Source organism: Vibrio sp. LB10LO1, from assembly GCF_010092875.1.
Lineage (GTDB): Bacteria > Pseudomonadota > Gammaproteobacteria > Enterobacterales > Vibrionaceae > Vibrio > Vibrio campbellii.
This window is the reverse complement of record NZ_JAADJW010000005.1, coordinates 155,099-177,777: the sequence shown is the minus strand read 5'-3', so window position 1 is coordinate 177,777 and position 22,679 is coordinate 155,099. Positions and strand designations below refer to the sequence as shown.

The window sequence follows — 22,679 nt, the reverse complement described above, 5'->3', positions numbered from 1 at the left end:
CTCGTCAATTCTATGGTTTGGAATCTACCCAACACAACAAAATCAGCAACTCCTTGAAAAACAAAAACTAATCAAAGTAATTACATTTAATTTGGATACAACCCAAAACGCTTCAATTAGAGTGAACAGATTAAGTGTTTGTATGTTTAGCATTGGCAAATTTAGCGTTATTTAGAATGCCTTTTTCACAGACAGCGAACGCGATATCGTTGAGAGGTTGCCACCACGTTCCCGACTCTAACTGGTGGCCACTTACTTGTAGCTCCACATAAGCCTTACCCACCTAATACTCCATAGGTGGGATTTTTTTATCTGTCTCTCCCACCTGTAGGCATCCATGAATAACGAAATTTGGATGTGACCATTCAATTCGAAACCATTTCGATATTATCTAAGTCATCGCCGAATGATTGGCAACGCAAACCCTATTCATTTCACAAGGAAAACCAGTGCAAAGAAGAAAAATTGTTAAGGCCTTTCTTTGGGTAGTACTTGGAAGTTCATTCTTGTTGAAGCAAATTATCAGTATGGAATATCTGGTTCACTAACAAGTATGAAAAAGTGGCTCGAGGTGCGACCTCAAGAAAGCCTGACTTTCAAGGAAGAGAGCAGGCTTTCACTTTCTAGACATCTAGCCGAGTGACTATCTTAAAAATGCCTAAATCCTTTACAAGGCCGATGCTAAATTTAGCACCGAGTTGAGAGATTAGGATTCAAGAGATGAAATACGCATTTTCAGTGATGTTATTGTCACTGCTTCCTGTGGTCGCAAACGCTGGCCCTATCGATCCGAAATGTAGCCCTAAAAAACTGGCTAACGGCGTGACGAAGGTGGTCGGAAACCGCTGTACGTTGGATGAAACGATCGCAGATACCACAAAAGAAGCACTAGGCGTCGATCATCGCGTCAACCCTAAGAAGCGACTAGAGAGAAAAGGTATCATTAAAGACGAAAAGTCGGACTAATTGCCGACTTTCCATCCCTTCCTAAAATGGCCAGTGGTTATCGACACTGGCCATTTGGTTTTAGTCGATGTTCTTCACGTTAAGCCGGTTTTGAAATTCAAATACCTTCTCAGGACAAACATCTAAGCAGCGCCCACAACTCATACAAGTTTGATCCATCACACGTCGGTCACCTTCTTTTAGTGGCTGACGCAAAATCTCCGGCTCGGGGCAAACATAAAAACAATCCATGCATTTTGTGCAGTCTTCTCGGCGAACGGCGGTCACGCGCAACAAACTCTTGCTGCCAATCACGCCATAGGTTGCACCCAGTGGACACAAGTGGCCACACCAACCGTGCTCAACCAACAGCAAATCCAGCACAAACACGAGTAGAATCAAAACCCAACCAGCGCCCATGCCAAATACTAAGCCTCGGTGAAGTGCAGCAACAGGATCTAACCATGTCCAAAGCACAGAACCTGAAATCGCACTGCCCAGCATCAAAGCTGGAATCAACCAATAACGAATATTAGGTGACCACCGGTAGCTCGCTTTAAGGTTAAGTTTTCTGCGCAGCCACGCCGCAAAATCCGTCACAATATTCACAGGACATACCCAAGCACAAAAAGCGCGAGGAGCAAGAATTGCGTAAAACACCAATACAATCGCAACGCCTAGCAAAGCGTTAAACTCTGGAATATGACCTGTGGCGAGAGACTGTAATACAATCAGGGGATCGCTAAGTGGCACGGTATTAAGCAGCATACTGGAAGACAAATTGCCTTGTAGAATGCCCCATGTTGGCCCTGCCATAAACAGAACAATGATAGTCAGTTGGCATAATCGACGTAGAATGAGAAAACGATGCGCACGCCACCATCCCAGTTTTTCGATGGCTTCTTTGCCAGCATCTTGCGCTAAGTTCTTGGCCATTATTGACTTCCTTTAAGCGACTCAAGCGCACCACTCGGTACTGGAGTTTCTTCCGGTAAGACGTTCTCTAATGGCTTGTCGATGTCTTGCCAGCCAAAATTGTAGTGACTGCCCACTTTGCCTTTGGCTAAATCTGTCGGCACGACTTTAATCGCCGCAACCTCTAATACGCAGGCTTGTTCGCATTTACCGCAGCCAGTGCATACGTCGGAGTTAACTGTTGGAATAAGCTTCGCGTGATAACCAGTTCTGTCATTACGAATATTTTCTAATGTAATGGCTTCATCGATGAGCGGACACACGCGGTAACAAACGTCGCAACGTAAACCCTGCCAGTTCAGGCAGGTTTCGTGGTCAATAAGTACAGCGGTTCCCATTCTCGCATCGTCGATGTCTGTTAAGTCATGGTCCAAAGCACCACTCGGGCAGGCGACGACACACGGAATGTCCTCGCACATTTCACATGGAATATCACGTGCAGTGAAGTAAGGGGAACCTGTTGCCACTGGAGATAATAAGCTGGCAAGTTTCAAGGTGTCGTAAGGGCATGCTTGGACGCACAAGCCACATCGAATACAGGCGGACTCAAAATCAACTTCTGGTAAGGCGCCGGGGGGACGAATGGGCACACCTTTAGTTTCGCGTGCTTGGCTTTGCAATGATTGCAACCCCAGAACACACGCGGCTGCACCAACACCAGCTGCGGTGCGCGCAGTGTCCCGCAAGAATCGACGTCGACTTTGCGAGACTTTTGATTGAGAGGATTTCATTATTGTATTCCTCAAACACGCTCTAATTGCTCTTAAATAAGTTAAGCATAAATAGCGCTAAAAAGACGTGCTCCCCATACCCCATAAGAGGTAACTCCAACCTGTCTTGATTAAAATCAACTCGTTGCAGATACCAACTTCACACTTTGATAAAAATGGGTTTATTTTGATGAATATACCCAAGTGACTTCAAGATGCTGGATTCAGAGCGTTGTCATTGATTCGAGGTCAAGGAAAACAACGCCGTGGAATAGCGAGCTCTTTCCAAGTTGTTTGAAGCAGAGATCGAGTCAATGACACGCTCCCGAAGGGCACTCTTTGCAAATAGTAAGGGTCTTGGCTTGTATACTTTGTTGTCGATTCTTGATTTAGACCCACTAGACCTTTAAATCGCCGCCGCGTCTACAAACCAAGTCATTCTCGCTGAACCACGCATCTCGAGGTTACTTGGGTATACAACTTCACCATTATTCTCCATAAAGGTGAATTTCTTTAGCACAAAAATTCAACAAAAAATCACTCTCATTGGAATTTTCAATGATAATTCACTATAAAAAGTGAAAGTTAGAGGTTCGTAACATACTAATTTAAAAGCCATTTGGAGGGTAAAATTAAAAAAAGGCTATTCAAAGCAACGTTCTCTGGTTAGATTGAAGTTAATTCCAACAAACCACAGGAGAGAAGCATGGAAATTATCGTTCGTCCAACCACTGTTGAAGACGCCGCTGCACTAGTCGAAATTTATTCGCAACCAAAAGCACAACGTGAAACCCTGCAACTCCCGAAGCCATCCGTCACCATGTGGGTCGACCGGTTATCCAACATGCCAGCTGGTGTGTATAGCTATGTCGCAGAAATCGATGGCAAGGTGGTAGGAAACATTGGGTTCCATCACTCACAACGTCCAAGAACTTCGCACACCGCATCATTTGGTATTGGTGTTCATGATAAGTACCACGGTTTAGGGGTTGGCAGTGCGCTGATAAGCACAGTGACTGAACTAGCAGACAACTGGCTGAATGTAAGACGCATCCAAATTGAAGTGAATACTGATAACGAAGCGGCGATTGGCTTATACAAAAAACACGGTTTTGAGATCGAAGGTGAGTTAGTTGATGCCTCTTTCCGAGACGGAGAGTTTATCAATACCTACAGCCTAGCTCGCATTCGAAAACCGAAAAACTAATAGTTATCCACCATGATAAAACTCCCACTTTTTCACTATGAAATCCAGCGGGAGTTTTTATTTACTGCTTCAAGTCCAAATAGTCTAACGCTCGTTTCGTTAACGATTCGGTATAGGGGTTAATCTTCCAGTGTTCTGGGCTCCACCCTTTCACAAAGCGCTGAAAATCTGCCCACGCAACAGCAAACAATGGCCGCCATTCTTGCTCAACCACAGAAACGTCAAGCTCAGGTTGATAGTGTTCAAGCGCCTTAGCTAAAGCATTGAAGTAGGTGTCCAGTACCCAAGCTTCCATCTCAGCACACTGGCTAGGTTCAACAGCGCTGCTCATAAACAGTGCCACATCTTTCATCGCACAGCCATGTCCCACATATTGGAAATCTACTGCCGCAACGGCTGAGCCTTCATCGTCAAAGCAAAAATTGGCCAGTTTAGCGTCCCCATGAACCAAAGTTTGAAAACGCACCTGACGCAAAGTGCGATCAATCAATTCAGCATTCTTCTTAAGCCTTTCATCCTTCAGTACCGATAGTTCATCAGGTCTTGTGGCTAAATGCCAATAGGTGCCGGTTTGCCATAAGGTTTCATCACACACGCCAATATAGCGGGCATGAAAGTTTGCCAACCAAGTCAAGCAGGCTTTTAAGTGTCCTTCACTCGCGTTTTTAATCACGTTTGGATAACCAGCCTGAGCGAGATCTTCCATGACAATTAGCCATTCATTTTCATTCTGAAAACACTTTAATCCTTTAGGGATTCGACAGTGTTCATCAACCCGTTGACTAAAGTTCTGATACCAACTCACTTCCACTTGGTAAGAATGCAGCTTACGTTGGTGCGAGCGATCGGTATTCCAGCCTCGAGGGTGTTCGGAGGGCTTAGGAAGTTGAACGTGTTTAACGATGATAGAGTGAGATGGGAAAGTCAGCCGAACGAGTTCACCATAACCACCCCATAGTGATTGAATGACATCAATGCGTTCAAGCGAACCGAGTTCGAGTTCATCACCGATGCTTTGATATAGTGGGTTAATCATTGGCTCCATTATGCGAGTAAATGTGCCCATTCTGGGTGTCTTGCTATGTATTTAACCACGTAAGGACAAACAGGTACAACGCGATAACCTTGTGCCTCTATTTCTGGCAAGACGGCCTCCATCATCACTTTGCCGTAACCTTTACCCCGTAACTCTTCAGGAATCAAAGTCGACGTAATGTGCATCGCCTGTCCATCCAGCTTATAAACCACCTTCGCTTTGTGGTTACTCTCTAAATCGACCCAAAAAGTTTGGTTTATTGTGTCTTGTGTCACTTTCTGCATTATCGGCTCCCCACTTTTCCCTTTCACTTTATTGAAACCATCTATACGACTGCCTAGAATGATACCCACGAATCATCTAGTCACTTCGTACTAATAATAGCGCGTAACACCTTCTCACATCAGGCACGACAATAATAATGAGAAATATGATCGCGAGCGCCGGAGATAAGAGAACATCTCCACAAAGCAGAAACGCTCCAGAACGTCAGGCAAGCACACTCAACAGCACCGATGCAATGGCAATGGTAGAACACGGCAGTGAAGTGACTCTCAACGTCACCACGCCCGTTGGTACCAAGTTCATCACCACCAGCACATTTATGGGCTGTCATTCTAACAATACCGCGCTGATTGAAATCCCAAATATCTCCGATGAGGATTTGAAGTTTTACTTTCAAGAAGGCTTTTGGATCAACGTAAAAGCTTACTCCCATCGTGGCGAAGGTGCCGTCATTCCTTTCCGAGCACAGCTCAAACACCGTTTAGGCGACCCCTACCCACTATTGGTACTAAACCTTCCTAATACCATGCAGGTATATCAGCTGAGAAAAGAAGTGCGATACGAAGTGAATCTGCGCTCTCGCCTTCAGTTTGAACAATACCGAGCAGAGTGTGAGATACGTGATCTCTCTAAAAGCGGTTGTCGATTCGTGACGTCACCAATGAGCAGAACATTGCAAGTTGGCGATCTGGTGACGCTCGACATTACCATGCCAGGTAATGGTCGTATGCTTGCGCCATTGAAGGGGAGAATTTGTAACTTGCAGAAATCGGTTCATTACGCCCGTTACGGCGTGGAGTTTGATGATTTCGGCAAAGCTAACGCTAAGAACCTGTTAAGCCATCTCAAATTTGATGGCACCAAGCTAAAGCTGAAAGGCTAACGCAACACGGCTTTTCTGCATTTTACCGCTGTAACGGAAAAACCCCTTACCATCTGGCAAGGGGTTTTAAATGACTAAGAATAAGGCAGTATATTTTCAGTCATTATCGACTTAGAAGTCGTAGCGTAGACCCAGTGCTAGCTCGTCTTTCTCGTCAGCACCTTCGTTGTCCGTTAGGTCGAAGTTGTATGACGCGTAGCCGCGGAAGTTAGGCTTGAAGTAGTAAGTTACGTCAACCGCTAGGTTGTCTACAATATCAGTGTCTTCTACATCACCTTTGTTGTAAGTAGAGGTGAACACTGTTTGGCCCATTGTGTATGCAGCTGCAAGTTCGTAGCCTTTGTAATCGTCAGAATCTTTCTCGATACCTGTGTAGTTACCAGCAACGTAGAAGTTACCTACAGTGTAAGAAGCCGCTAGCATGTACTGATCAAAGTCATTTTGGTTAGCAAAGCCAGCACCTAGCTCAAAGCCAGTGTCAGCGAATGCGTAAATACCAGATAGAGAGAAGCCATCTTGCTCGTTGTCGTCAAAACCGTTCACATCTGTTGTGCGATCAGCAAAACGGTAGCTTGCGCGTACTGCTAGTTGCTCGAACTGGCCAGAGTAAGAAACCATGTTATCTGTACGGTCAGCAACTGGCAGTTTTAGTGCTGCAGTGTTGCCGTGGTAAGCCATGATATCAGTGAAGTCAGTGATAACACCTAGTGCACCGTCGTTTTTACCGTAAGTGATTTCACCGTACTTGCCACCAAGACCCGCGTAAGCGTAACGAGTTTCAAGATCGCTGTTACCGTCTACACCACCGTTTTCGAATGTTTCAAACTCACCTTCCCAGAAACCAACACCGTATAGGCTATCGCTGATTTCCTGTTTGCCTAGGAAGTTAAGACGGATGCGAGAACGGTCTTCTGCTTTGCCATCCATCATAGATAGACGAGCTTCAGCGCGGCCGCCCATTTCTAGTGAAGTGCCATCTTGGTTGTACAGTTCTGAAGCGACAACTTGAGATCCAGATGCTAACAGTGCCACTGCTACAGCTAAAGTTTTCAATTTCATTTATAGTTTTCCATATCTTTGTTTTGTCATTATTTTCTCACCAGAAAACAGGACTTTTCTGTACCAACGAGAAAACGGGCGGCATAGTAGCAGCTGCGCTTTTTAGCGCAACAAGTTGAATACACAGCCTAAATTGAACAAAACACCATTAGTGGTGACGATATGAATATGTCAAAACCATCAAGTTGTCGGATAGTTAGAAAAATGTGTGCGCGTCAAAAAACATTTGACGCTAGAAAGCCTGGTTTAACATTTATAAATGTGACATGAGTCACGCATTATTTTTGGTAACTGACTGTTTTAATTACTGTTGATTGAGTCATTACTTCACTTTTCATAAAAAAAATCCCCGAGCCGAGGCTCAGGGATTCTGGTTATATTCAGTCAGTTTGTATTGCTTAAGGTTTCTACTTAATGCTTATAGCTTGAAGAAGCTCAACTGTTCTTTTTGTTTCTCTGCAAGGTGAGAAAGCTCCGTACTTGCACTCGCACTTTGGCTAATGCCCGCTACGTTTTGGTTCACAAGCTCAGACATGTTAACGACATTGCGGTTGATGTCTTGTGTTACTTGAGACTGCTCTTCCGCCGCAGTCGCCACTTGCGTGTTCGAGTCGTTGATATTCGCTACCGACTCTGTAATGCCGATCAGTGCGTCGTTCGCTTGTTGAGTCAGCTCGTTGTTGCGGTTAAGCATCTCTAGGCTCACCTGCATGCTGTCGTTTGCTAGACCAGACTGCGCTTGAAGCTCTTCAATGATAGACGAGATTTCTTGCGTAGAGTCTTGTGTACGAGCAGCCAGCATACGCACTTCATCAGCTACCACGGCAAAACCACGGCCAGATTCACCAGCACGCGCGGCTTCAATCGCGGCATTTAGCGCTAGAAGGTTCGTTTGCTCAGATACGCCACGAATCACTTCGATAACGTCGTTGATTTGAACGGATTGCTCTTTTAGACGCAGAACCACTTGCGCAGCATCGTTCAGTGCTTGAGACATTTGCTCGCTTGCTTGTGCACTCTCTTGGAAGATCGCTAGGCCAGATTGCGCTAGGCCGTCAGCTTCACGTGCTGTTGCATCTGCAGATGTCGCGTTATCACTTACGTTATTAGCCGTGCTCGCTAGCTCATTGACTGCCGACGCAACTTGCTCGATTTCCGCTAGCTCTTGCTGAGCATTTGCTTCTGCTTGCGTCATTACTGCAGCAAGCTCAGTTGAAGCAGAAGCCACTTCTTCACTGATGCGCATCAATTGATCAACCGTATCGTGAAGTTGCTTCGCTGTTTGGTTTACGTCTTTGCTTAGCTGAGAAATTTCGTTGTCGCCATCAATGTCTGCACGTACCGACAGGTCACCACCTGCTAGCTTACGCATCACTTCTTGCAGTTTTTGGATTGGCGTTACGATCATGCCAGATAGGAACCAAGCGCCTAGTAAAGAGAATGCAAATACCGCAATAACTGACATCATGGCATTGTTTTGTACGCGAGTATGCTGGCGTGCGCTCTCTGCAGTTGCTTCCGTAGCAATCTCATTCACACGCTGTGATAGTGCGTTGATGGTCGCAACCATTTCGTTGCCCACACGGCGGTAACCTGAGATGAAGTTTGTGTATTCGTTATCCGACACTAAACCACGGTCATGGCGGTTAAAGAAATCAACAGCACGAGTAGAGTAATCAATGTAAGCATCGATACTTTGACGAACCTTCTCCGCGTCTTTGCTAAACGTACCGCGTGCATCGATAAGATCAAGGTCTGTATCAATGGCTTTTGCGCCCGCTTTCAGGTCAGCAAGGAACGCATCACGACGAGCAGCATCGTAGATCGCGTAAACCGCGCTTATGCGTAATGGGTAAACTTGGTCATCAATTTGAGCCAGCGTGTCTTTGTAAAACACGAGAGAATCGGAGTTAGAAGCAACCAATTCTTGCTCTGCTTCTAGGTTGTTTTGAGTGATCCACAATGTAATAAACAGAGTGATCGCGGTGAATAGAACTGGAACCAAAACTTGCGTTCGTACCGACAAGTTTTTCAGTGATAGCTGCATGAGTAACCTCAGGTATTTGAGTGTTGGCTTCCTTGCGATGGGATTATTCCCAGACGAATAGACAAGGAGGCAAATACTAGAGGTAGATCACATTTTTGTCCAGAGTAAAAAGCCATCAATTTCATGGCTTTAACGACAATATCCCGACATTACGTCAGGATATTGTCGTTGTGACAAGTTATGAAAGCTTGTACGTCTTTCTATAAACTTTTAAGTCAACGATCGCTTATTTTCTCAGCGCATTTAACTTAGCTTGTGCTAACCCAAAAATGGTGTCGATTGGGTAAGTTCCTTCGTCTGTTGCTTCGCCCGCCGCTTTACCAGTAAATAGCTCAACAGCCTCAGTTACGTGATCAATTGCCCAGATGTGGAAATCCCCCTTCTCTACTGCTCTCACAATGTCAGGACGAAGCATTAGGTTATGCACGTTGGAACGTGGGATGATCACCCCTTGTCCCGCATGACGCCCTTTGATTTCACACACATCGTAGAAGCCTTCGATCTTCTCGTTCACACCGCCAATAGGTTGCGCTTCACCGAATTGGTTCATCGAACCTGTGATCGCAATATCCTGACGGTTTGGCTGTTTCGAGAACGCAGATACCACAGCACAGAACTCAGCCATACTTGCGCTATCGCCATCAACACCACCGTACGATTGCTCAAAGGTAATTGTGGTGGTCAGTGGTACACGTGCAGTCTTACCGAACACAGACGACAAGTAAGCAGACAGAATCATCACACCTTTAGAGTGGATGCTACCGCCAAGGTCGACACTTCGTTCGATATCAATCACGTCTCCATCGCCGTAACACGTCGTCGCAGTAATTCGGTTTGGCGCACCAAACATGTGATCACTGGTGCTCAGTACCGAAAGAGCATTGACTTGGCCAACAGCAGAACCATCAGTGTGAATCAAGGTTGTGCCATTGACGAATGTTTCCATCACGCTATCTTGCAAACGACTAACTCGCATTTCTTGGTTGCTCAAAGCCTCTTCCACGTGTCCGATACGGATCATGTTGGAATTCGCTTGGCGAGCAACGTAGTTAGACTCACGTAATAGGTTAGCGATATTGGCAGAATGCAACGAAAGCTTGGTTTGGTCACCAGACAAGCGTGAGCTGTACTCGATAATGCGCGCAATGGCTTTCTTATCGCAGTGCAGCATGTTGTTGTCGTTCACCACACTAGAGATAAAACGTGCGTATTGCAGCTCTGAATCCGGCGTACGTTTCATTTCATCTTCGAAATCCGCCGTTACTCGGAACAGCTCACCAAACTCCGGATCGTAATGTTGCAGCAATTGGTATGTACGGTAATCACCAAACAAGATGATCTTGATATCCAATGGAATCGGTTCAGGATCAAGAGAAACCGCGCCAGTCAGCGTTACTTCTTTCTCTAGTGACGTGAAGCTCAACTGACGAGAGCGTAAAGCACGCTTCAATCCGTCCCACACGTAAGGCTGTTCTAGTACCTTTTGTGCATCCATCAATAGCACACCACCGTTCGCCTTGTGCAAGCTACCCGCTCGAATCAAAGAGAAATCGGTGAATACCGTACCTTTGAAGGTTGCGGTTTCAATTGAACCAAACAGCGAGTGGTAGTTCGGATTCTCTTCTACCACGATAGGGAACTCACTGTTTTTGCGATTTACCAGCACGTTGACTTTGTAACGACGTGGCAGTTTCTTATCCAGAGAAGCGGTCGCAATCTCACCTTGCTCACCACTCTGCTCTAAGAAGATCTCAGCGTTTTCAACAATGTCTTTTTGCAGATCGGTTAGGTAAGTTTTGATTTCTGGATACTCAGCGTAATCCACTTTCAACTGCTTGATGAAGTGAGTGATAACATCCAACGTCACATCATCGTTAAGCTTTTTGATCTTCTCACTGAACGAGTCTTCCCACTCGGTTAACTCACGTACCATGTTACGTAAGCTCACTTCCAGCTCATCAATGCTACTGCCGAAGTATTCCTGCTCTTTCTTGCTTAGCTCATCGAAAGACTCTTCGGTATGCAGTTCTTCACCATTCATAGCCACAAATTGATAATCACCTTGCGCAGTGATCGTTAGGCTAATGCCCTTCTCTTTGGCTTCTTTACTGATGGTATCCAATTCTGACTGTTGCTTGTTCGCCAATTGGTTTTTTAGGCGATCGGCACGGCTGTAGTACATCTCGTTATCGAAAGCGAGAGGCAGTGCATTCAGTAGCTTGCCCATCAGTTTTTCGATATCGACTTTAAGCTTGTTACCGATACCGCAAGGCAGTTTCAGTACTTTTGGTGTGCGCGTGTCTTCAAAGTTCGCGACATAACACCAATCAAACAGAGCCGCATCATCATGCTGATGGCGGTTTAAGTAGCGCAAAATCATGGTGCGCTTGCCCAGACCATTCTGACCAATGGCGTAGATGTTGTACCCTTTCTCCTTGATTGACATAGCGAACTCAACCGCTTTTTGTGCGCGTTCTTGCCCAACAATCTCGTCAATCGGAGGTAATTCCTTGGTCGACTTACATGGCATATTCTCTAACTCAGCTACAGAATACAGCTGTTTAGGTTCCAATCTTAGTACTGCCATACTCGCCTCCTTTTTCTTATTGTCTTTACCTCAGTGTAGAGATTATTTGTTTAAATTTAAGTGATTTATCTTCCACACCGGTTCGTTTGGACATTTTACGAACAGCTGTACGCCATTTAAAATGAAAACAAGTCGCACTTGCAATTGATAATTAATTTCATTTAATATCTATTCAAATCGAATTTTGTGGAGATGAAGATGAATATTGAGCAATGCTGGATGCGCTACTTAAAAGCAGAACAGCTGATGGAACAAGGCCATTGGCCAGAAGCTCATCGCTTGTATGAAGATGTTCTCAGCCATTTGCCAAATCACATTCACTCCGCACTCGAAAACGACCTTACCAAGCCATGCCAGTTTGTATGTCTCATCAGCGGTTTGCGCGATGCCAGCGTAGCCCAATCTGAAATTCTCAATAAACTTGGAATGCAGCAAGAGGCGTTTTCAGCCCTTAACCAATCGTACGCTCTGTTCCAGTTCTTACAACTCGAAAGCCATGATTTGATTAGCCGAGTTAGCCAGTTATTGAGTAAGCAAAGTGAAGATTTACTCGCGCACATGGCCGCATTTTGCTCGGCGCAGCGCAATGCTCAGTGGATGATCGAACTCGACCATGTCACTCGTGCTCATGAGCAATTCTTGTATCTGCAAGCAATGACTGCAGCAGAAACGGGAGCGCCTCAGCTATATAACTAGGCAGGGATAACCCGGTATAGGTTTCTGCCAACGTGAAGAGGCAGTAACAGTAACAACAACTCGATACACAAGGAAACGTGATGTCCACACAAACCATTCTTTCGGTGAACAACCTGTCTGTGAGCTTTACGACAAACGATGGTATCGTCGATGCAGTAAAGAATGTTAGCTTTGATCTTAAAGCTGGTGAAACGCTGTCTATCGTAGGCGAATCTGGTTCAGGAAAATCAGTCTCGACCAATGCGTTGATGAGGTTGCTGCCAGATAATGCCATTTTGCACGCCAATTCCTCTATCGTCTTTGAAGGCGAATCAATCCTAGAAAAATCTGAACGCCAAATGCAGAGTATCCGTGGCGATCGTATTGGCATGATTTTCCAAGAACCCATGACTTCGCTAAATCCATACATGCGTGTGGGTATTCAAGTGGCCGAAGCCATCATGTGCCATCGTCCAGTGAGTAAAAAACAAGCGAAGCAAAAAGTTCTCGAGTTGTTCGATTTAGTGCACTTACCAAACCCGCAACAAGCTTACGACAAGTATCCACATGAATTCTCCGGCGGTCAGTTACAACGTATCATGATTGCCATGGCGTTAATTAACGAGCCCGACATTCTGATTGCCGATGAACCAACAACGGCGCTCGACGTGACCGTTCAAGCTGAAGTGCTTTATTTGATCAAAGAGATCCAAGCGAAAATGGGCATGGCGATTCTCTTCATTACTCATGACTTAGGTGTGGTGAAACACTTTGCCGACCGGGTCTTGGTGATGTGTAAAGGTAAAGTGGTCGAAGAAGGCATCACAGAAACACTCTTTTCTGATCCTCAGCATGATTACACTAAGATGCTGATTAACTCGATTCCAAAAGGCAGTAAAGATCCCATTAAAGAAGGGGCAACTGAACTGCTTAAAGCCGATGATATTCGCGTTAAATTTCTTATTAAGCCTCACTTTATCGCAAGTAAGAACGAATACTTTGAGGCCGTAAAAGGTATCTCTTTAGAACTAAAACAGGGTGAAACGCTAGGTATCGTGGGTGAATCAGGCTCTGGTAAATCAACACTTGGCCGAGCTTTGATTGGTTTACTGCCCTCAACCGGAAAAATTCAATTCAAAGGGCAAGATCTAGCACTTCTGACGGACAAAGAACGCTTCGAGCTGAAGAAAGACGTACAAATGGTCTTCCAAGACCCATACGGTTCACTTTCACCAAGAATGACCGTTGGCGACATCATCACAGAAGCTCTTACCGTGCATCAACCTCAAATGAGTAGAGCAGAACGGATGCAAAAAGCACGTGATGTTCTGCGAGAGGTGCGCTTAGACCCAGCATCTATTAACCGTTACCCACACGAGTTTTCTGGCGGTCAACGCCAACGTATTGCGATTGCGCGCGCGCTGATCCTGGAACCCTCTTTCATTCTGCTTGATGAACCCACGTCGGCACTGGACCGCTCCGTTCAACTGACCGTAATTGATCTTCTGAAAGATCTGCAGAAAAAGCATAACATCGGCTACTTGTTCATCAGCCACGATCTCTCTGTTGTGAAAGCACTGTCTGATCGTGTGTTAGTCATGCAAAAGGGTGAAGTGATGGAACAAGGTACGGCGGAAGAGATCTTCCATAATCCAAAAAGCGATTACACGAGAAAGCTGATTGATGCCTCATTTGATCTTGAAAACAATGAAAATCAACATGATGCAGCCTAGATTCATCACAATTTCATATTCATAAACTAGGATTAAAGTATGGCGAATTTTTCGCCATAACTACGAAAATGGTATAGCTGCCATTCGGTTTGGCCGCCGAGACTGGTTGGTTCAACGTTAGGCTTAGTCACCCTAACGATCAAATTGAGTTCCCCCAACCATGAAAAATGCCGCGATGGATATCGCGGCATTTTTTATTGCGGTTCGTTAACTGGCGTTTCGCTATCAGTAGCAGAATACGTTCATTAAATATCGAGCTTCTCGATACCCATGTTGTGCAGAGCAAATGCATAAACATCGGTAGTTAGGTCGATTTGTTTGCTTAGCGGCATCCCCGCACCGTGACCGGCATTGACATCAATACGGATCAGCACAGGATTGTCTCCCTGATGCTTGTCTTGCAACTCTGCGATGAACTTGTATGAGTGCGCAGGTACAACACGGTCATCATGGTCTGCGGTCGTGACAAGCGTTGCTGGGTATGAGACGCCCTCTTTCACGTTGTGCACTGGTGAATAACCTAGGATGTACTTAAACATCTCCTCACTTTGCTCGGAAGTACCAAAATCGTATTTCCAACCCTCACCAGAAGTAAAAGTATGGTAGCGAAGCATATCCAATACACCAACCGCAGGAATCGCCACTTTAAACAGCTCTGGTCGTTGAGTCATACATGCACCGACCAACAAACCGCCATTTGAGCCGCCACGAATCGCAAGACGCTCTGAGCTGGTGTAGTCTTGTTCAATCAAATATTCAGCCGCCGCAATAAAGTCATCAAATACGTTTTGCTTTTGTTGTTGAGTACCCGCGTTGTGCCAAGCTTTACCATATTCACCGCCGCCACGCATGTTAGCGACTGCGTAGATGCCACCAAGTTCTAACCAGTTCGCGACATTTCCTGAGAACATCGGCGTCAAACTGATATTGAAGCCACCATAGCCATAAAGCATGGTTGGTGCGCTGCCATCGAGTTTGGTGCCTTTTTTATATGAGATGATCATCGGAACCTTTGTACCGTCTTTCGAGGTATAGAACACTTGTTGAGATTCGTATTCTTTACGGTCGAACGGTGCTTTCGATTCTTGATAAAGCGTTGACTCACCGCTTTCTACATCAAAAGAGAAAATGGTTGGTGGCGTCACGTAGTTAGTAAAAGAGTAGTAAAGCGTCTTATCTTCTGCTTTGCCTTGCAAGCCATATACGGTGCCTTGGTCAGGTAAAGTCACTTCACGTACTAACTCGCCTTGATAAGTAAACTGCTGAACTTTAGACAAAACATCGACCATGTAAGTCGCGAACAAGTAACCACCACCTTTGCTGATATCCAGTGGTTGCTCCTGTTCAGCAATGATCTCTGTCCATTGTTGAGTTTGAATGTTGTAGCCAACCACTTTGCCGTTAGGCGCATCCAAGTTGGTGTATAAGATTAAAGTGTCATCTTGGTTATCGATCAAATAAGTATCACCATCGGTTGTATCTCGAAGCGTGATAACGTCTTGCTCTTCTGAAGTGAGATCCACATAAAACAGTCGGTTTCCTGATGTAGATTCCGCACCTGTGATAATCAAGAAACGATCGTCTTTGGTGGTCACTCCCCCTACATAACGATGCTTTTGTGGTTCCAACGCACCAAAGACCACTTTGTCTTCACTTTGTGGAGTACCTAACTCATGGTAGTAAAGCTTGTGCTGCTCAGTACGAGCCGAAAGCTCACTGCCCTGTGGTTTATCATAGCTTGCGTAGTAAAAACCTTTGTTACCAACCCAAGAAATAGTGGTGAACTTGGCGTCGACAATTTCAGGCTCAAGCTGCTGTTTGGTTTCGACATCAATGACGAAGATCTTACGCCAATCGCTACCACCTTCAGAAATGGAATACGCGACAAGTGTGTCGTCTTTAGAGAACTTCACTTCGCCAAGCGATGTCGTTCCTTCTTCTGAAAAAGTATTCGGATCGAGAAAGATTTCCGCCTCCTCTTCTCCTTTGCGACGGTATAAAACGCTCTGGTTCTGCAAACCATCATTTTTATAGAAGTAGGTGTATTCACCATGAACAAAAGGTTGAGAATACTTTTCATAGTTCTGACTGTTCGCCACTAAATCGCGAATTTGTTGGCGGAAAGGGATTTGACCTAAGTAATCGAAGGTCACTGAGTTTTGCCCCGAAACCCATTCTGCGGTTTCTTGGCTCATATCGTCTTCTAACCAGCGATATGGATCTGCGATGTCGTGACCAAAATAAGTGTCGACGACAGAATCTTTACGAGTTTTTGGGTAATGCATAACGTCCGTGTTACTCCGTTTGAAGTTGAGTGTTTTGTTTTATTATTTTGTTGAGATTTATTCTCAATACCTACCTTAGGGCTCAGGTATAGAATTTCAACCAATAGATTGAAACATTTCTTGTATTTATGAACTACCTAAAAGTAATGCGAGATAGTTAGGTATCGTTCTCGAATGTGCTCAATCAAGAGCTTTACTTTGTTTGGAGGCTGACGAGTAAAAGGATAAACCGCGTAGATGCCGAGCTTTTTACCGACCAACTCAGGGAAAATATCCACCAGCTCACCGCTACGAATATCGTGATAAACCAAGCAACGCGGTACGTAGGCGATACCATGTCCACCCAGTGCTGCTTTTCTTAATGCGGTAGCGTTATCCGTAGAGAAGCTGCCCGACACTTTGACGATGTAGTCACCCTGTTTGCCTTTGAACTGCCAGTCGGTAGCACCAGTAGTTTGATAGGCGTATTGCAAACAGTTGTGCGTGGTTAAGTCGATGGGCTCAATCGGTTTGCCATTTTTGACAATATAAGAAGGCGAGGCACAAACCACCCATTGTGAATCAAGAATATGACGCGCAATCAAGCTGGAATCTTCTAGATAACCAGTTCGAATCACCAAGTCAAAGCCACCAGCAACCAAGTCAACAAAGCGATTATCAAGCGACATATCGACGGTTAAACCTGGGTGCATATTACAAAACTCGGCAACGGCGTCCGCCAAGATCAAATCACCCGAGATAGTCGGCACCGACATTTTGATATGACCGCTGACATTCTCACCAAAGCCGGAAACTGCATCCATAGCCTCCTGAGTGGCTTGCTTCACATTTTTAGCACTGTGTAACAAAACCTTCCCTGCTTCGGTCAGGGTCAATTTACGCGTTGTTCGATATAATAGCTGAGCACCTATCTCTTCTTCTAGCCGCGCAATTCTTTTACTAACTACTGAATTTGTAAGGTTATTTTCTTCAGCCACCTTACTAAAACTGCCCATTTCTATCACCTGTGAGAACAGGATTAGATCATCTGCACGCATTCTATTATGTCACTTTTGGAATAAATCAATTTCATTATTTCCCTATATCTATAAAAAATAAAGGGGTAAATTCACGCCAAATTAACAAAACCATTACAACAAAAATCATCTCAACAGCATAAAGCGGTTCGAGAAGTCAGCGTACGAGGATGTACCAATGAGTGAAACCCTACTTGCCCTTGTGGCGTTTTCGCCAATAGTTGTCGCCGCCATATTATTGGTTGGTCTCAACTGGCCTGCTAAAAAAGCCATGCCTGTTGCGTTCGGTCTAACCGTCGCTATCGCCCTAATGTTATGGGATATGTCAGCTACTCGCGTACTGGCGTCTGTCTTTCAAGGATTAGGCATTACCGTCTCTGTTCTATGGATCGTGTTTGGTGCCATCTTCTTGCTCAACACTTTAAAACACACTGGCGCGATCACCACTATTCGCAATGGGTTTACTGATATTTCAGCCGACCGTCGCGTTCAAGCCATCATCATCGCTTGGTGCTTCGGCTCATTCATTGAGGGTGCATCTGGCTTCGGTACACCTGCTGCTATCGCCGCCCCTCTATTGGTTGCGATTGGCTTCCCTGCGCTTGCAGCGGTACTGATGGGCATGATGATCCAATCTACACCAGTATCTTTCGGTGCGGTTGGGACACCAATCATCGTAGGAGTGAACAAAGGTTTAGATACGCACAATATTGGTGAAGCACTGGTTGCTCATGGCTCAACATGGGACGCGTACCTACAGCAAATCACCGCAAGCGTAGCAATGATTCACGCAACGGTTGGTACTCTCATTCCTGTACTCATGGCAATGATGCTGACTCGATTCTTCGGTAAGAATAAGAGCTGGAGCGAAGGTCTAGACATCCTACCTTTCGCGCTATTCGCAGGCGTTGCCTTCACTGTGCCTTACGCACTAACAGGCGTATTCCTAGGTGCTGAGTTCCCGTCATTAATCGGTGGTCTAGTTGGTCTGGCTATTGTAGTTACTGCGGCGAAGAAAGGTTTCCTCGTTCCAAAAAACAAATGGGACTTCGAGAGCGAAGATAAGTGGCCAGCAGAATGGCTAGGCTCTCTAAAGATCAATCTTGATGACAACCCAGGCAAACCAATGAGCCTAACCAAAGCTTGGGCACCATACGTGATGCTAGCAGTTATCCTAGTAGCAAGCCGCGTAAGCCCTGAGTTCAAAGGTCTGCTTAAGAGCGTAAGCCTATCGTTTGGTAATATTCTTGGTGAAACTGGTATCAGCACAGCGATTCAACCTCTTTACCTTCCGGGTGGCATCTTAGTCTTCGTTGCGTTACTTGCTGTTCTGCTGCAAGGTGGCGGCGCTAAGTCACTTGGCAAAGCGTTTGGCGAATCAAGCAAGACACTAATCGGCGCAGGTTTCGTACTCGTGTTCACCATCCCTATGGTTCGTATCTTTATTAACTCAGGTGTCAACGGCGCCGAGCTAGCAAGTATGCCTGTAACGACGGCTAACTTCGCGGCAGAACTCGTTGGCTCAGCATTCCCGGCGTTGAGTGCGACTGTTGGTGCCCTTGGTGCATTCATCGCCGGCTCGAACACCGTGTCGAACATGATGTTCAGCCAGTTCCAGTTCGAAGTAGCGCAGACACTGACTATCTCAAGTGCCATTGTGGTGGCCCTTCAAGCGGTTGGTGCGGCTGCCGGTAACATGATTGCCATCCACAACGTGGTTGCTGCCTCTGCAACGGTTGGCCTGCTAGGACGAGAAGGCGCAACCCTTCGCAAGACGGTTATCCCAACGTTCTACTACCTAGTCGTAACAGGCATCATCGGTCTGATTCTGATTTACGGATTCCAAGTCACCGACGCTTTAATGAAGTAACACTTACGCAGGGTCTCCCCCGCCCTGCACTTTCTCTGGCACAGCGGTCAGCACTACTACCCCGACTTTTGGTGTGGCTTGCTGCATCAATCCCCCGACCGGTGTGCCAGTCTTTTTCAGTGCAGATAATTGATTGTTCCGTGTATGGAATGTCTAACAGCTCAATCACTTATCTATACTCTATTCTGATGTCGACTGCCGAAAGGATGGCAGTCAGTGAAACACTGACAGAGCAGGTGCTCATTGACTCAGGACGCAATCTTAGAATAACAGCCAGGACACACGAATATGATTATCTCTGCTTCTACAGATTACCGCGCTGCCGCGAAAGCCAAGCTGCCTCCATTCCTTTTCCATTACATTGATGGCGGTTCATACGACGAGCGCACATTAAAGCGCAACACCGATGACTTAGGTGACGTAGCACTACGTCAACGTGTTCTGCGCGATATGAGTGAGCTAAGCTTAGAAACGGAAATCTTCGGTGAAAAGCTGGCGATGCCTATTGCTCTAGCGCCTGTTGGCTTAACAGGTATGTACGCACGACGTGGTGAGGTTCAAGCAGCAAAAGCGGCAGAAAAGAAAGGCATTCCTTTCACCATGTCGACCGTATCCGTTTGTCCAATTGAAGAAGTGGCCCCTGCGATTGAACGCCCAATGTGGTTCCAGCTGTATGTTCTGAAAGACCGTGGCTTTATGAAGAACGTACTTGAGCGCGCGAAAGCCGCTGGCGTAACAACGCTGGTCTTCACTGTGGATATGCCAGTGCCAGGCGCGCGTTACCGTGACATGCACTCCGGTATGAGTGGTCCAAATGCGGCGATGCGCCGTGTATTCCAATCTATGCTTCGTCCAAGCTGGGCACTGGATGTCGGCGTGCTGGGTAAACCTCACGACTTAGGTAATATCTCCACTTACCGTGGCGAGCCAACCAAGTTGGAAGACTACATTGGCTGGCTGGGCGCAAACTTCGATCCTTCAATCTCTTGGAAAGATCTAGAGTGGATTCGTGATTTTTGGAATGGCCCGATGGTCATCAAAGGTATTTTGGATGAAGAAGATGCAAAAGATGCAGTTCGCTTCGGTGCCGATGGTATCGTGGTATCTAACCACGGTGGTCGCCAACTAGATGGTGTGCTTTCAACAGCAAAAGCGCTGCCAAGCATTGCAGATGCAGTAAAAGGTGATCTGAAGATTTTCGTCGACTCGGGTATCCGTACAGGTCTGGATGTGGTTCGTATGCTAGCACTTGGTGCTGACTGCACGCTGCTTGGTCGCTCTTTTGTTTACGCTCTAGCAGCTCAAGGTGGTGCTGGCGTGGAAAACTTGCTCGACCTATATGACAAAGAGATGCGCGTAGCAATGACACTGACAGGAGCGAAAACCATCTCTGACCTATCGCGTGATTCACTGGTAAATATACCATAAGCTTAAATAACTTCCTGCCAGCAGCATGAAAACAAAAAAGCGAGCCTTCAAGCTCGCTTTTTTGTCTGTTCATTCATATTAGCTTACGTGGTGCTCGTACTCAATCACAACCTGATTGCCTTCAACAAACACGTTGCGGATCTCACCGTCGACAGTAATGCGGTTTTGCAAATATACCGAACCAGAACCGGAGATATCTCGTTCCGTCAAGGATGGAATAACTTGTCCAGGGCGAACGTGTAATTGCTCACATAGCTGTTTAACAAACCCCAGAGTTAGCGGAGCATTGCCGCGTAACAAAGAAGAGAACTCATGCAGACTAATACCTAGACGTTTTGCCATCTCCATTTGGGTAAGGTGCATTTTTGCTTTTTGCGACATCCAAATGTCGTAGAGCGCATTTCTATCTAGCTCTGTAAATTCCATGGTTCATCTCCGCATATCAAATTAACCTTACAGTCTCATAATTGAACTTGATAAATGTTAGCGATGAGTCAAAGAACCTACAATTGATGGTTCGAATGATAGCGCTTATCTTTCAAACTTCGAGTTTCATCACATGGGACTAACCGAGCGACACATAATTTGCATTTCACCTTTCCTGTCATTGACTTGTATTTACATAAAAATCATTAACACCTAACTAAATACTTATCCTTTGATTTTTCGCACTTAAAAGATGAACGTTGATTTTTCGGATCACATCATTTTGCTAGGGCGAAAACTCAAACTCTGCTACCTTTCACCCATTGTTCTAAAAAATGAAACTTTACTTATGCCACAGTGGTTTACAGAACTTCAAACTTACGTCATGGCGAACCATCAAGATTGGAGCAGTAGCGTACTGTTCATAACAATCGCCAGCTTTTTTGCTTGGGTTGCTTGGCGCGTCCTCTATTCTCGTCTCGCGATTTTATTTGAGAAAACCCCTTTCCATTGGGATGACCTTTTACTCGAAGCACTCAAGACACCCATTAGTACCTTAATCTGGTGTTGGCCAGCAACGGTCTCGCTTGGCATCGTACTGCAAAGTGAGTTAGGTAATGAGTTCAACTGGCTCAGTACCCTCAAACTCATCCTCGTGATCAGCATCTTAGTTTGGATCGTGATGCGCCTCATCACCAACGTCGAAGATTACGTTCTCGAACAGAAAACCCGTGACGAGACCACAGTACAAGCCGTGGCGAAAGTTGCACGTCTGTTCTTTATCGTTATTGGCGTTCTTACAGTAATGCAGGCATTTGGCCTTAGCCTGTCTGGCTTACTGACCTTCGGTGGTGTCGGTGGTTTGATTGTCGGTTTGGCCGCAAAGGACCTACTTTCTAACTTCTTTGGTGGTTTGATGATTTACTTTGACCGCCCATTTAAAGTTGGAGATTGGATCCGCTCTCCTGACCGTCAAATTGAGGGCACGGTGGAGCGTATCGGCTGGCGTATGACCAGCATTCGCACCTTCGATAAGCGTCCTTTGTACGTACCGAACTCTGTCTTCAGCAACATCGTAGTAGAGAACCCATCACGCATGTTGAACCGTCGAATCTTTGAAACGATTGGCCTACGTTACGACGATGCGGACAAAGTGCCAGTGATCATTGATGAAGTGCGTGAAATGCTGAAGAATCACAAAGACATCGATACACGCCAGACCCTCATCGTGAACTTTGATGCGTTTGGAGCGTCATCTCTTAACTTCTTTATCTATACCTTCACCAAAACAGTGAACTGGGTTCGCTACCACGAGGTGAAGCAAGATGTACTGCTCGAAGTGATGGCGATCATTAAGAAGCACGAAGCGGATATCGCGTTCCCAACACAAACGCTCAAGCTCGACCCAATTCAAATGGCAAAAGCTCAAGCACAAGAAGACAATGGCTTCTAAACACAGCCAGAGAAATCACAAAGCCCGCTTTTTATAAGCGGGCTTTTTCGTTACTCGTT

The 22,679-nt window shown here is 45.8% G+C and carries 18 protein-coding genes; 8 read left to right on the top strand and 10 right to left on the bottom strand.

Annotated features, from left to right (window positions below):
- Positions 1-720: 720 nt before the first annotated feature.
- Entirely contained in the window at positions 721-966 is a 246-nt protein-coding gene (locus tag GXP65_RS05685) for a hypothetical protein (protein ID WP_045396365.1), read from the top strand.
- 60 nt (positions 967-1,026) lie between these two features.
- On the opposite strand, the gene napH is transcribed toward GXP65_RS05685, so the two are convergent.
- Positions 1,027-1,881, bottom strand: coding sequence for a quinol dehydrogenase ferredoxin subunit NapH (gene napH, locus GXP65_RS05680; protein ID WP_162092270.1), 855 nt, complete (start codon positions 1,879-1,881; stop codon positions 1,027-1,029).
- Positions 1,881-2,651 carry a ferredoxin-type protein NapG gene (napG, locus tag GXP65_RS05675; RefSeq protein ID WP_162092269.1) on the bottom strand — a complete coding sequence of 257 codons (771 nt, stop codon included), beginning with the start codon at positions 2,649-2,651 and terminating at the stop codon, positions 1,881-1,883. The genes napH and napG overlap by 1 nt, the downstream gene beginning before the upstream one ends.
- A gap of 685 nt (positions 2,652-3,336) precedes the next feature.
- Between napG and GXP65_RS05670 the strand changes: the two genes are divergently transcribed.
- Complete coding sequence (locus tag GXP65_RS05670; protein ID WP_010645171.1) at positions 3,337-3,837, top strand: GNAT family N-acetyltransferase; 501 nt, start codon at positions 3,337-3,339, stop codon at positions 3,835-3,837.
- A 61-nt stretch (positions 3,838-3,898) separates the two neighbouring features.
- Here GXP65_RS05670 and GXP65_RS05665 read toward each other — a convergent pair whose 3' ends face one another.
- Together GXP65_RS05665 and GXP65_RS05660 are read right to left on the bottom strand one after the other, a co-directional pair.
- On the bottom strand, positions 3,899-4,882 hold the full coding sequence (locus tag GXP65_RS05665; protein WP_162092289.1) for a phosphotransferase: 984 nt from the start codon (positions 4,880-4,882) through the stop codon (positions 3,899-3,901).
- Positions 4,882-5,157, bottom strand: coding sequence for a GNAT family N-acetyltransferase (locus GXP65_RS05660; protein WP_041853682.1), 276 nt, complete (start codon positions 5,155-5,157; stop codon positions 4,882-4,884). Before GXP65_RS05660 ends, GXP65_RS05665 begins: the two co-directional genes overlap by 1 nt.
- 146 nt (positions 5,158-5,303) lie before the next feature.
- On the opposite strand from GXP65_RS05660, the gene GXP65_RS05655 reads away from it, so the two are divergent.
- Complete coding sequence (locus GXP65_RS05655; protein ID WP_170926985.1) at positions 5,304-6,041, top strand: flagellar brake protein; 738 nt, start codon at positions 5,304-5,306, stop codon at positions 6,039-6,041.
- 111 nt (positions 6,042-6,152) lie between these two features.
- On the opposite strand, the gene GXP65_RS05650 is transcribed toward GXP65_RS05655, so the two are convergent.
- The 3 genes from GXP65_RS05650 to GXP65_RS05640 form a co-directional block, all read right to left on the bottom strand.
- Positions 6,153-7,100: a porin gene (locus tag GXP65_RS05650; protein WP_045376226.1), complete on the bottom strand. Its 948-nt coding sequence runs from the start codon at positions 7,098-7,100 to the stop codon at positions 6,153-6,155.
- A 418-nt stretch (positions 7,101-7,518) separates the two neighbouring features.
- On the bottom strand, positions 7,519-9,147 hold the full coding sequence (locus tag GXP65_RS05645) for a methyl-accepting chemotaxis protein (RefSeq protein WP_162092268.1): 1,629 nt from the start codon (positions 9,145-9,147) through the stop codon (positions 7,519-7,521).
- 226 nt (positions 9,148-9,373) lie between these two features.
- The gene (locus tag GXP65_RS05640) at positions 9,374-11,734 is read right to left on the bottom strand and encodes an ATP-binding protein (RefSeq protein WP_162092267.1); all 2,361 of its coding nucleotides are present in this window, start codon (positions 11,732-11,734) and stop codon (positions 9,374-9,376) included.
- A 198-nt stretch (positions 11,735-11,932) separates the two neighbouring features.
- On the opposite strand from GXP65_RS05640, the gene GXP65_RS05635 reads away from it, so the two are divergent.
- Together GXP65_RS05635 and GXP65_RS05630 are read left to right on the top strand one after the other, a co-directional pair.
- Positions 11,933-12,430, top strand: coding sequence for a hypothetical protein (locus GXP65_RS05635; RefSeq protein WP_162092266.1), 498 nt, complete (start codon positions 11,933-11,935; stop codon positions 12,428-12,430).
- 80 nt (positions 12,431-12,510) lie between these two features.
- Positions 12,511-14,142 carry an ABC transporter ATP-binding protein gene (locus GXP65_RS05630; protein WP_162092265.1) on the top strand — a complete coding sequence of 544 codons (1,632 nt, stop codon included), beginning with the start codon at positions 12,511-12,513 and terminating at the stop codon, positions 14,140-14,142.
- Positions 14,143-14,387: 245 nt separating this feature from the next.
- Here the strand turns inward: GXP65_RS05630 and GXP65_RS05625 are convergent, their stop codons facing one another.
- Entirely contained in the window at positions 14,388-16,427 is a 2,040-nt protein-coding gene (locus GXP65_RS05625) for a prolyl oligopeptidase family serine peptidase (RefSeq protein WP_162092264.1), read from the bottom strand.
- Positions 16,428-16,564: 137 nt separating this feature from the next.
- Positions 16,565-17,464 carry a LysR family transcriptional regulator gene (locus tag GXP65_RS05620; RefSeq protein WP_005432244.1) on the bottom strand — a complete coding sequence of 300 codons (900 nt, stop codon included), beginning with the start codon at positions 17,462-17,464 and terminating at the stop codon, positions 16,565-16,567.
- A gap of 157 nt (positions 17,465-17,621) precedes the next feature.
- Between GXP65_RS05620 and GXP65_RS05615 the strand changes: the two genes are divergently transcribed.
- Together GXP65_RS05615 and lldD are read left to right on the top strand one after the other, a co-directional pair.
- Positions 17,622-19,313: an L-lactate permease gene (locus GXP65_RS05615; RefSeq protein ID WP_162092263.1), complete on the top strand. Its 1,692-nt coding sequence runs from the start codon at positions 17,622-17,624 to the stop codon at positions 19,311-19,313.
- A gap of 288 nt (positions 19,314-19,601) precedes the next feature.
- Positions 19,602-20,741: an FMN-dependent L-lactate dehydrogenase LldD gene (lldD, locus tag GXP65_RS05610; RefSeq protein WP_162092262.1), complete on the top strand. Its 1,140-nt coding sequence runs from the start codon at positions 19,602-19,604 to the stop codon at positions 20,739-20,741.
- Positions 20,742-20,819: 78 nt separating this feature from the next.
- Here lldD and GXP65_RS05605 read toward each other — a convergent pair whose 3' ends face one another.
- Positions 20,820-21,167: a helix-turn-helix transcriptional regulator gene (locus GXP65_RS05605; RefSeq protein WP_005432247.1), complete on the bottom strand. Its 348-nt coding sequence runs from the start codon at positions 21,165-21,167 to the stop codon at positions 20,820-20,822.
- Positions 21,168-21,516: 349 nt separating this feature from the next.
- On the opposite strand from GXP65_RS05605, the gene GXP65_RS05600 reads away from it, so the two are divergent.
- Entirely contained in the window at positions 21,517-22,620 is a 1,104-nt protein-coding gene (locus GXP65_RS05600) for a mechanosensitive ion channel family protein (protein WP_005432249.1), read from the top strand.
- Positions 22,621-22,679 lie beyond the last annotated feature (59 nt).

What these genes read in the sequence shown, in the direction of transcription:
- GXP65_RS05685 (WP_045396365.1), top strand. Translation starts at nt 721, where the DNA reads ATGAAATACGCATTTTCAGTGATGTTATTGTCACTGCTTCCTGTGGTC.
- napH (WP_162092270.1), bottom strand. Translation starts at nt 1,881, where the DNA reads ATGGCCAAGAACTTAGCGCAAGATGCTGGCAAAGAAGCCATCGAAAAA.
- napG (WP_162092269.1), bottom strand. Translation starts at nt 2,651, where the DNA reads ATGAAATCCTCTCAATCAAAAGTCTCGCAAAGTCGACGTCGATTCTTG.
- GXP65_RS05670 (WP_010645171.1), top strand. Translation starts at nt 3,337, where the DNA reads ATGGAAATTATCGTTCGTCCAACCACTGTTGAAGACGCCGCTGCACTA.
- GXP65_RS05665 (WP_162092289.1), bottom strand. Translation starts at nt 4,882, where the DNA reads ATGGAGCCAATGATTAACCCACTATATCAAAGCATCGGTGATGAACTC.
- GXP65_RS05660 (WP_041853682.1), bottom strand. Translation starts at nt 5,157, where the DNA reads ATGCAGAAAGTGACACAAGACACAATAAACCAAACTTTTTGGGTCGAT.
- GXP65_RS05655 (WP_170926985.1), top strand. Translation starts at nt 5,304, where the DNA reads ATGATCGCGAGCGCCGGAGATAAGAGAACATCTCCACAAAGCAGAAAC.
- GXP65_RS05650 (WP_045376226.1), bottom strand. Translation starts at nt 7,100, where the DNA reads ATGAAATTGAAAACTTTAGCTGTAGCAGTGGCACTGTTAGCATCTGGA.
- GXP65_RS05645 (WP_162092268.1), bottom strand. Translation starts at nt 9,147, where the DNA reads ATGCAGCTATCACTGAAAAACTTGTCGGTACGAACGCAAGTTTTGGTT.
- GXP65_RS05640 (WP_162092267.1), bottom strand. Translation starts at nt 11,734, where the DNA reads ATGGCAGTACTAAGATTGGAACCTAAACAGCTGTATTCTGTAGCTGAG.
- GXP65_RS05635 (WP_162092266.1), top strand. Translation starts at nt 11,933, where the DNA reads ATGAATATTGAGCAATGCTGGATGCGCTACTTAAAAGCAGAACAGCTG.
- GXP65_RS05630 (WP_162092265.1), top strand. Translation starts at nt 12,511, where the DNA reads ATGTCCACACAAACCATTCTTTCGGTGAACAACCTGTCTGTGAGCTTT.
- GXP65_RS05625 (WP_162092264.1), bottom strand. Translation starts at nt 16,427, where the DNA reads ATGCATTACCCAAAAACTCGTAAAGATTCTGTCGTCGACACTTATTTT.
- GXP65_RS05620 (WP_005432244.1), bottom strand. Translation starts at nt 17,464, where the DNA reads ATGCGTGCAGATGATCTAATCCTGTTCTCACAGGTGATAGAAATGGGC.
- GXP65_RS05615 (WP_162092263.1), top strand. Translation starts at nt 17,622, where the DNA reads ATGAGTGAAACCCTACTTGCCCTTGTGGCGTTTTCGCCAATAGTTGTC.
- lldD (WP_162092262.1), top strand. Translation starts at nt 19,602, where the DNA reads ATGATTATCTCTGCTTCTACAGATTACCGCGCTGCCGCGAAAGCCAAG.
- GXP65_RS05605 (WP_005432247.1), bottom strand. Translation starts at nt 21,167, where the DNA reads ATGGAATTTACAGAGCTAGATAGAAATGCGCTCTACGACATTTGGATG.
- GXP65_RS05600 (WP_005432249.1), top strand. Translation starts at nt 21,517, where the DNA reads ATGCCACAGTGGTTTACAGAACTTCAAACTTACGTCATGGCGAACCAT.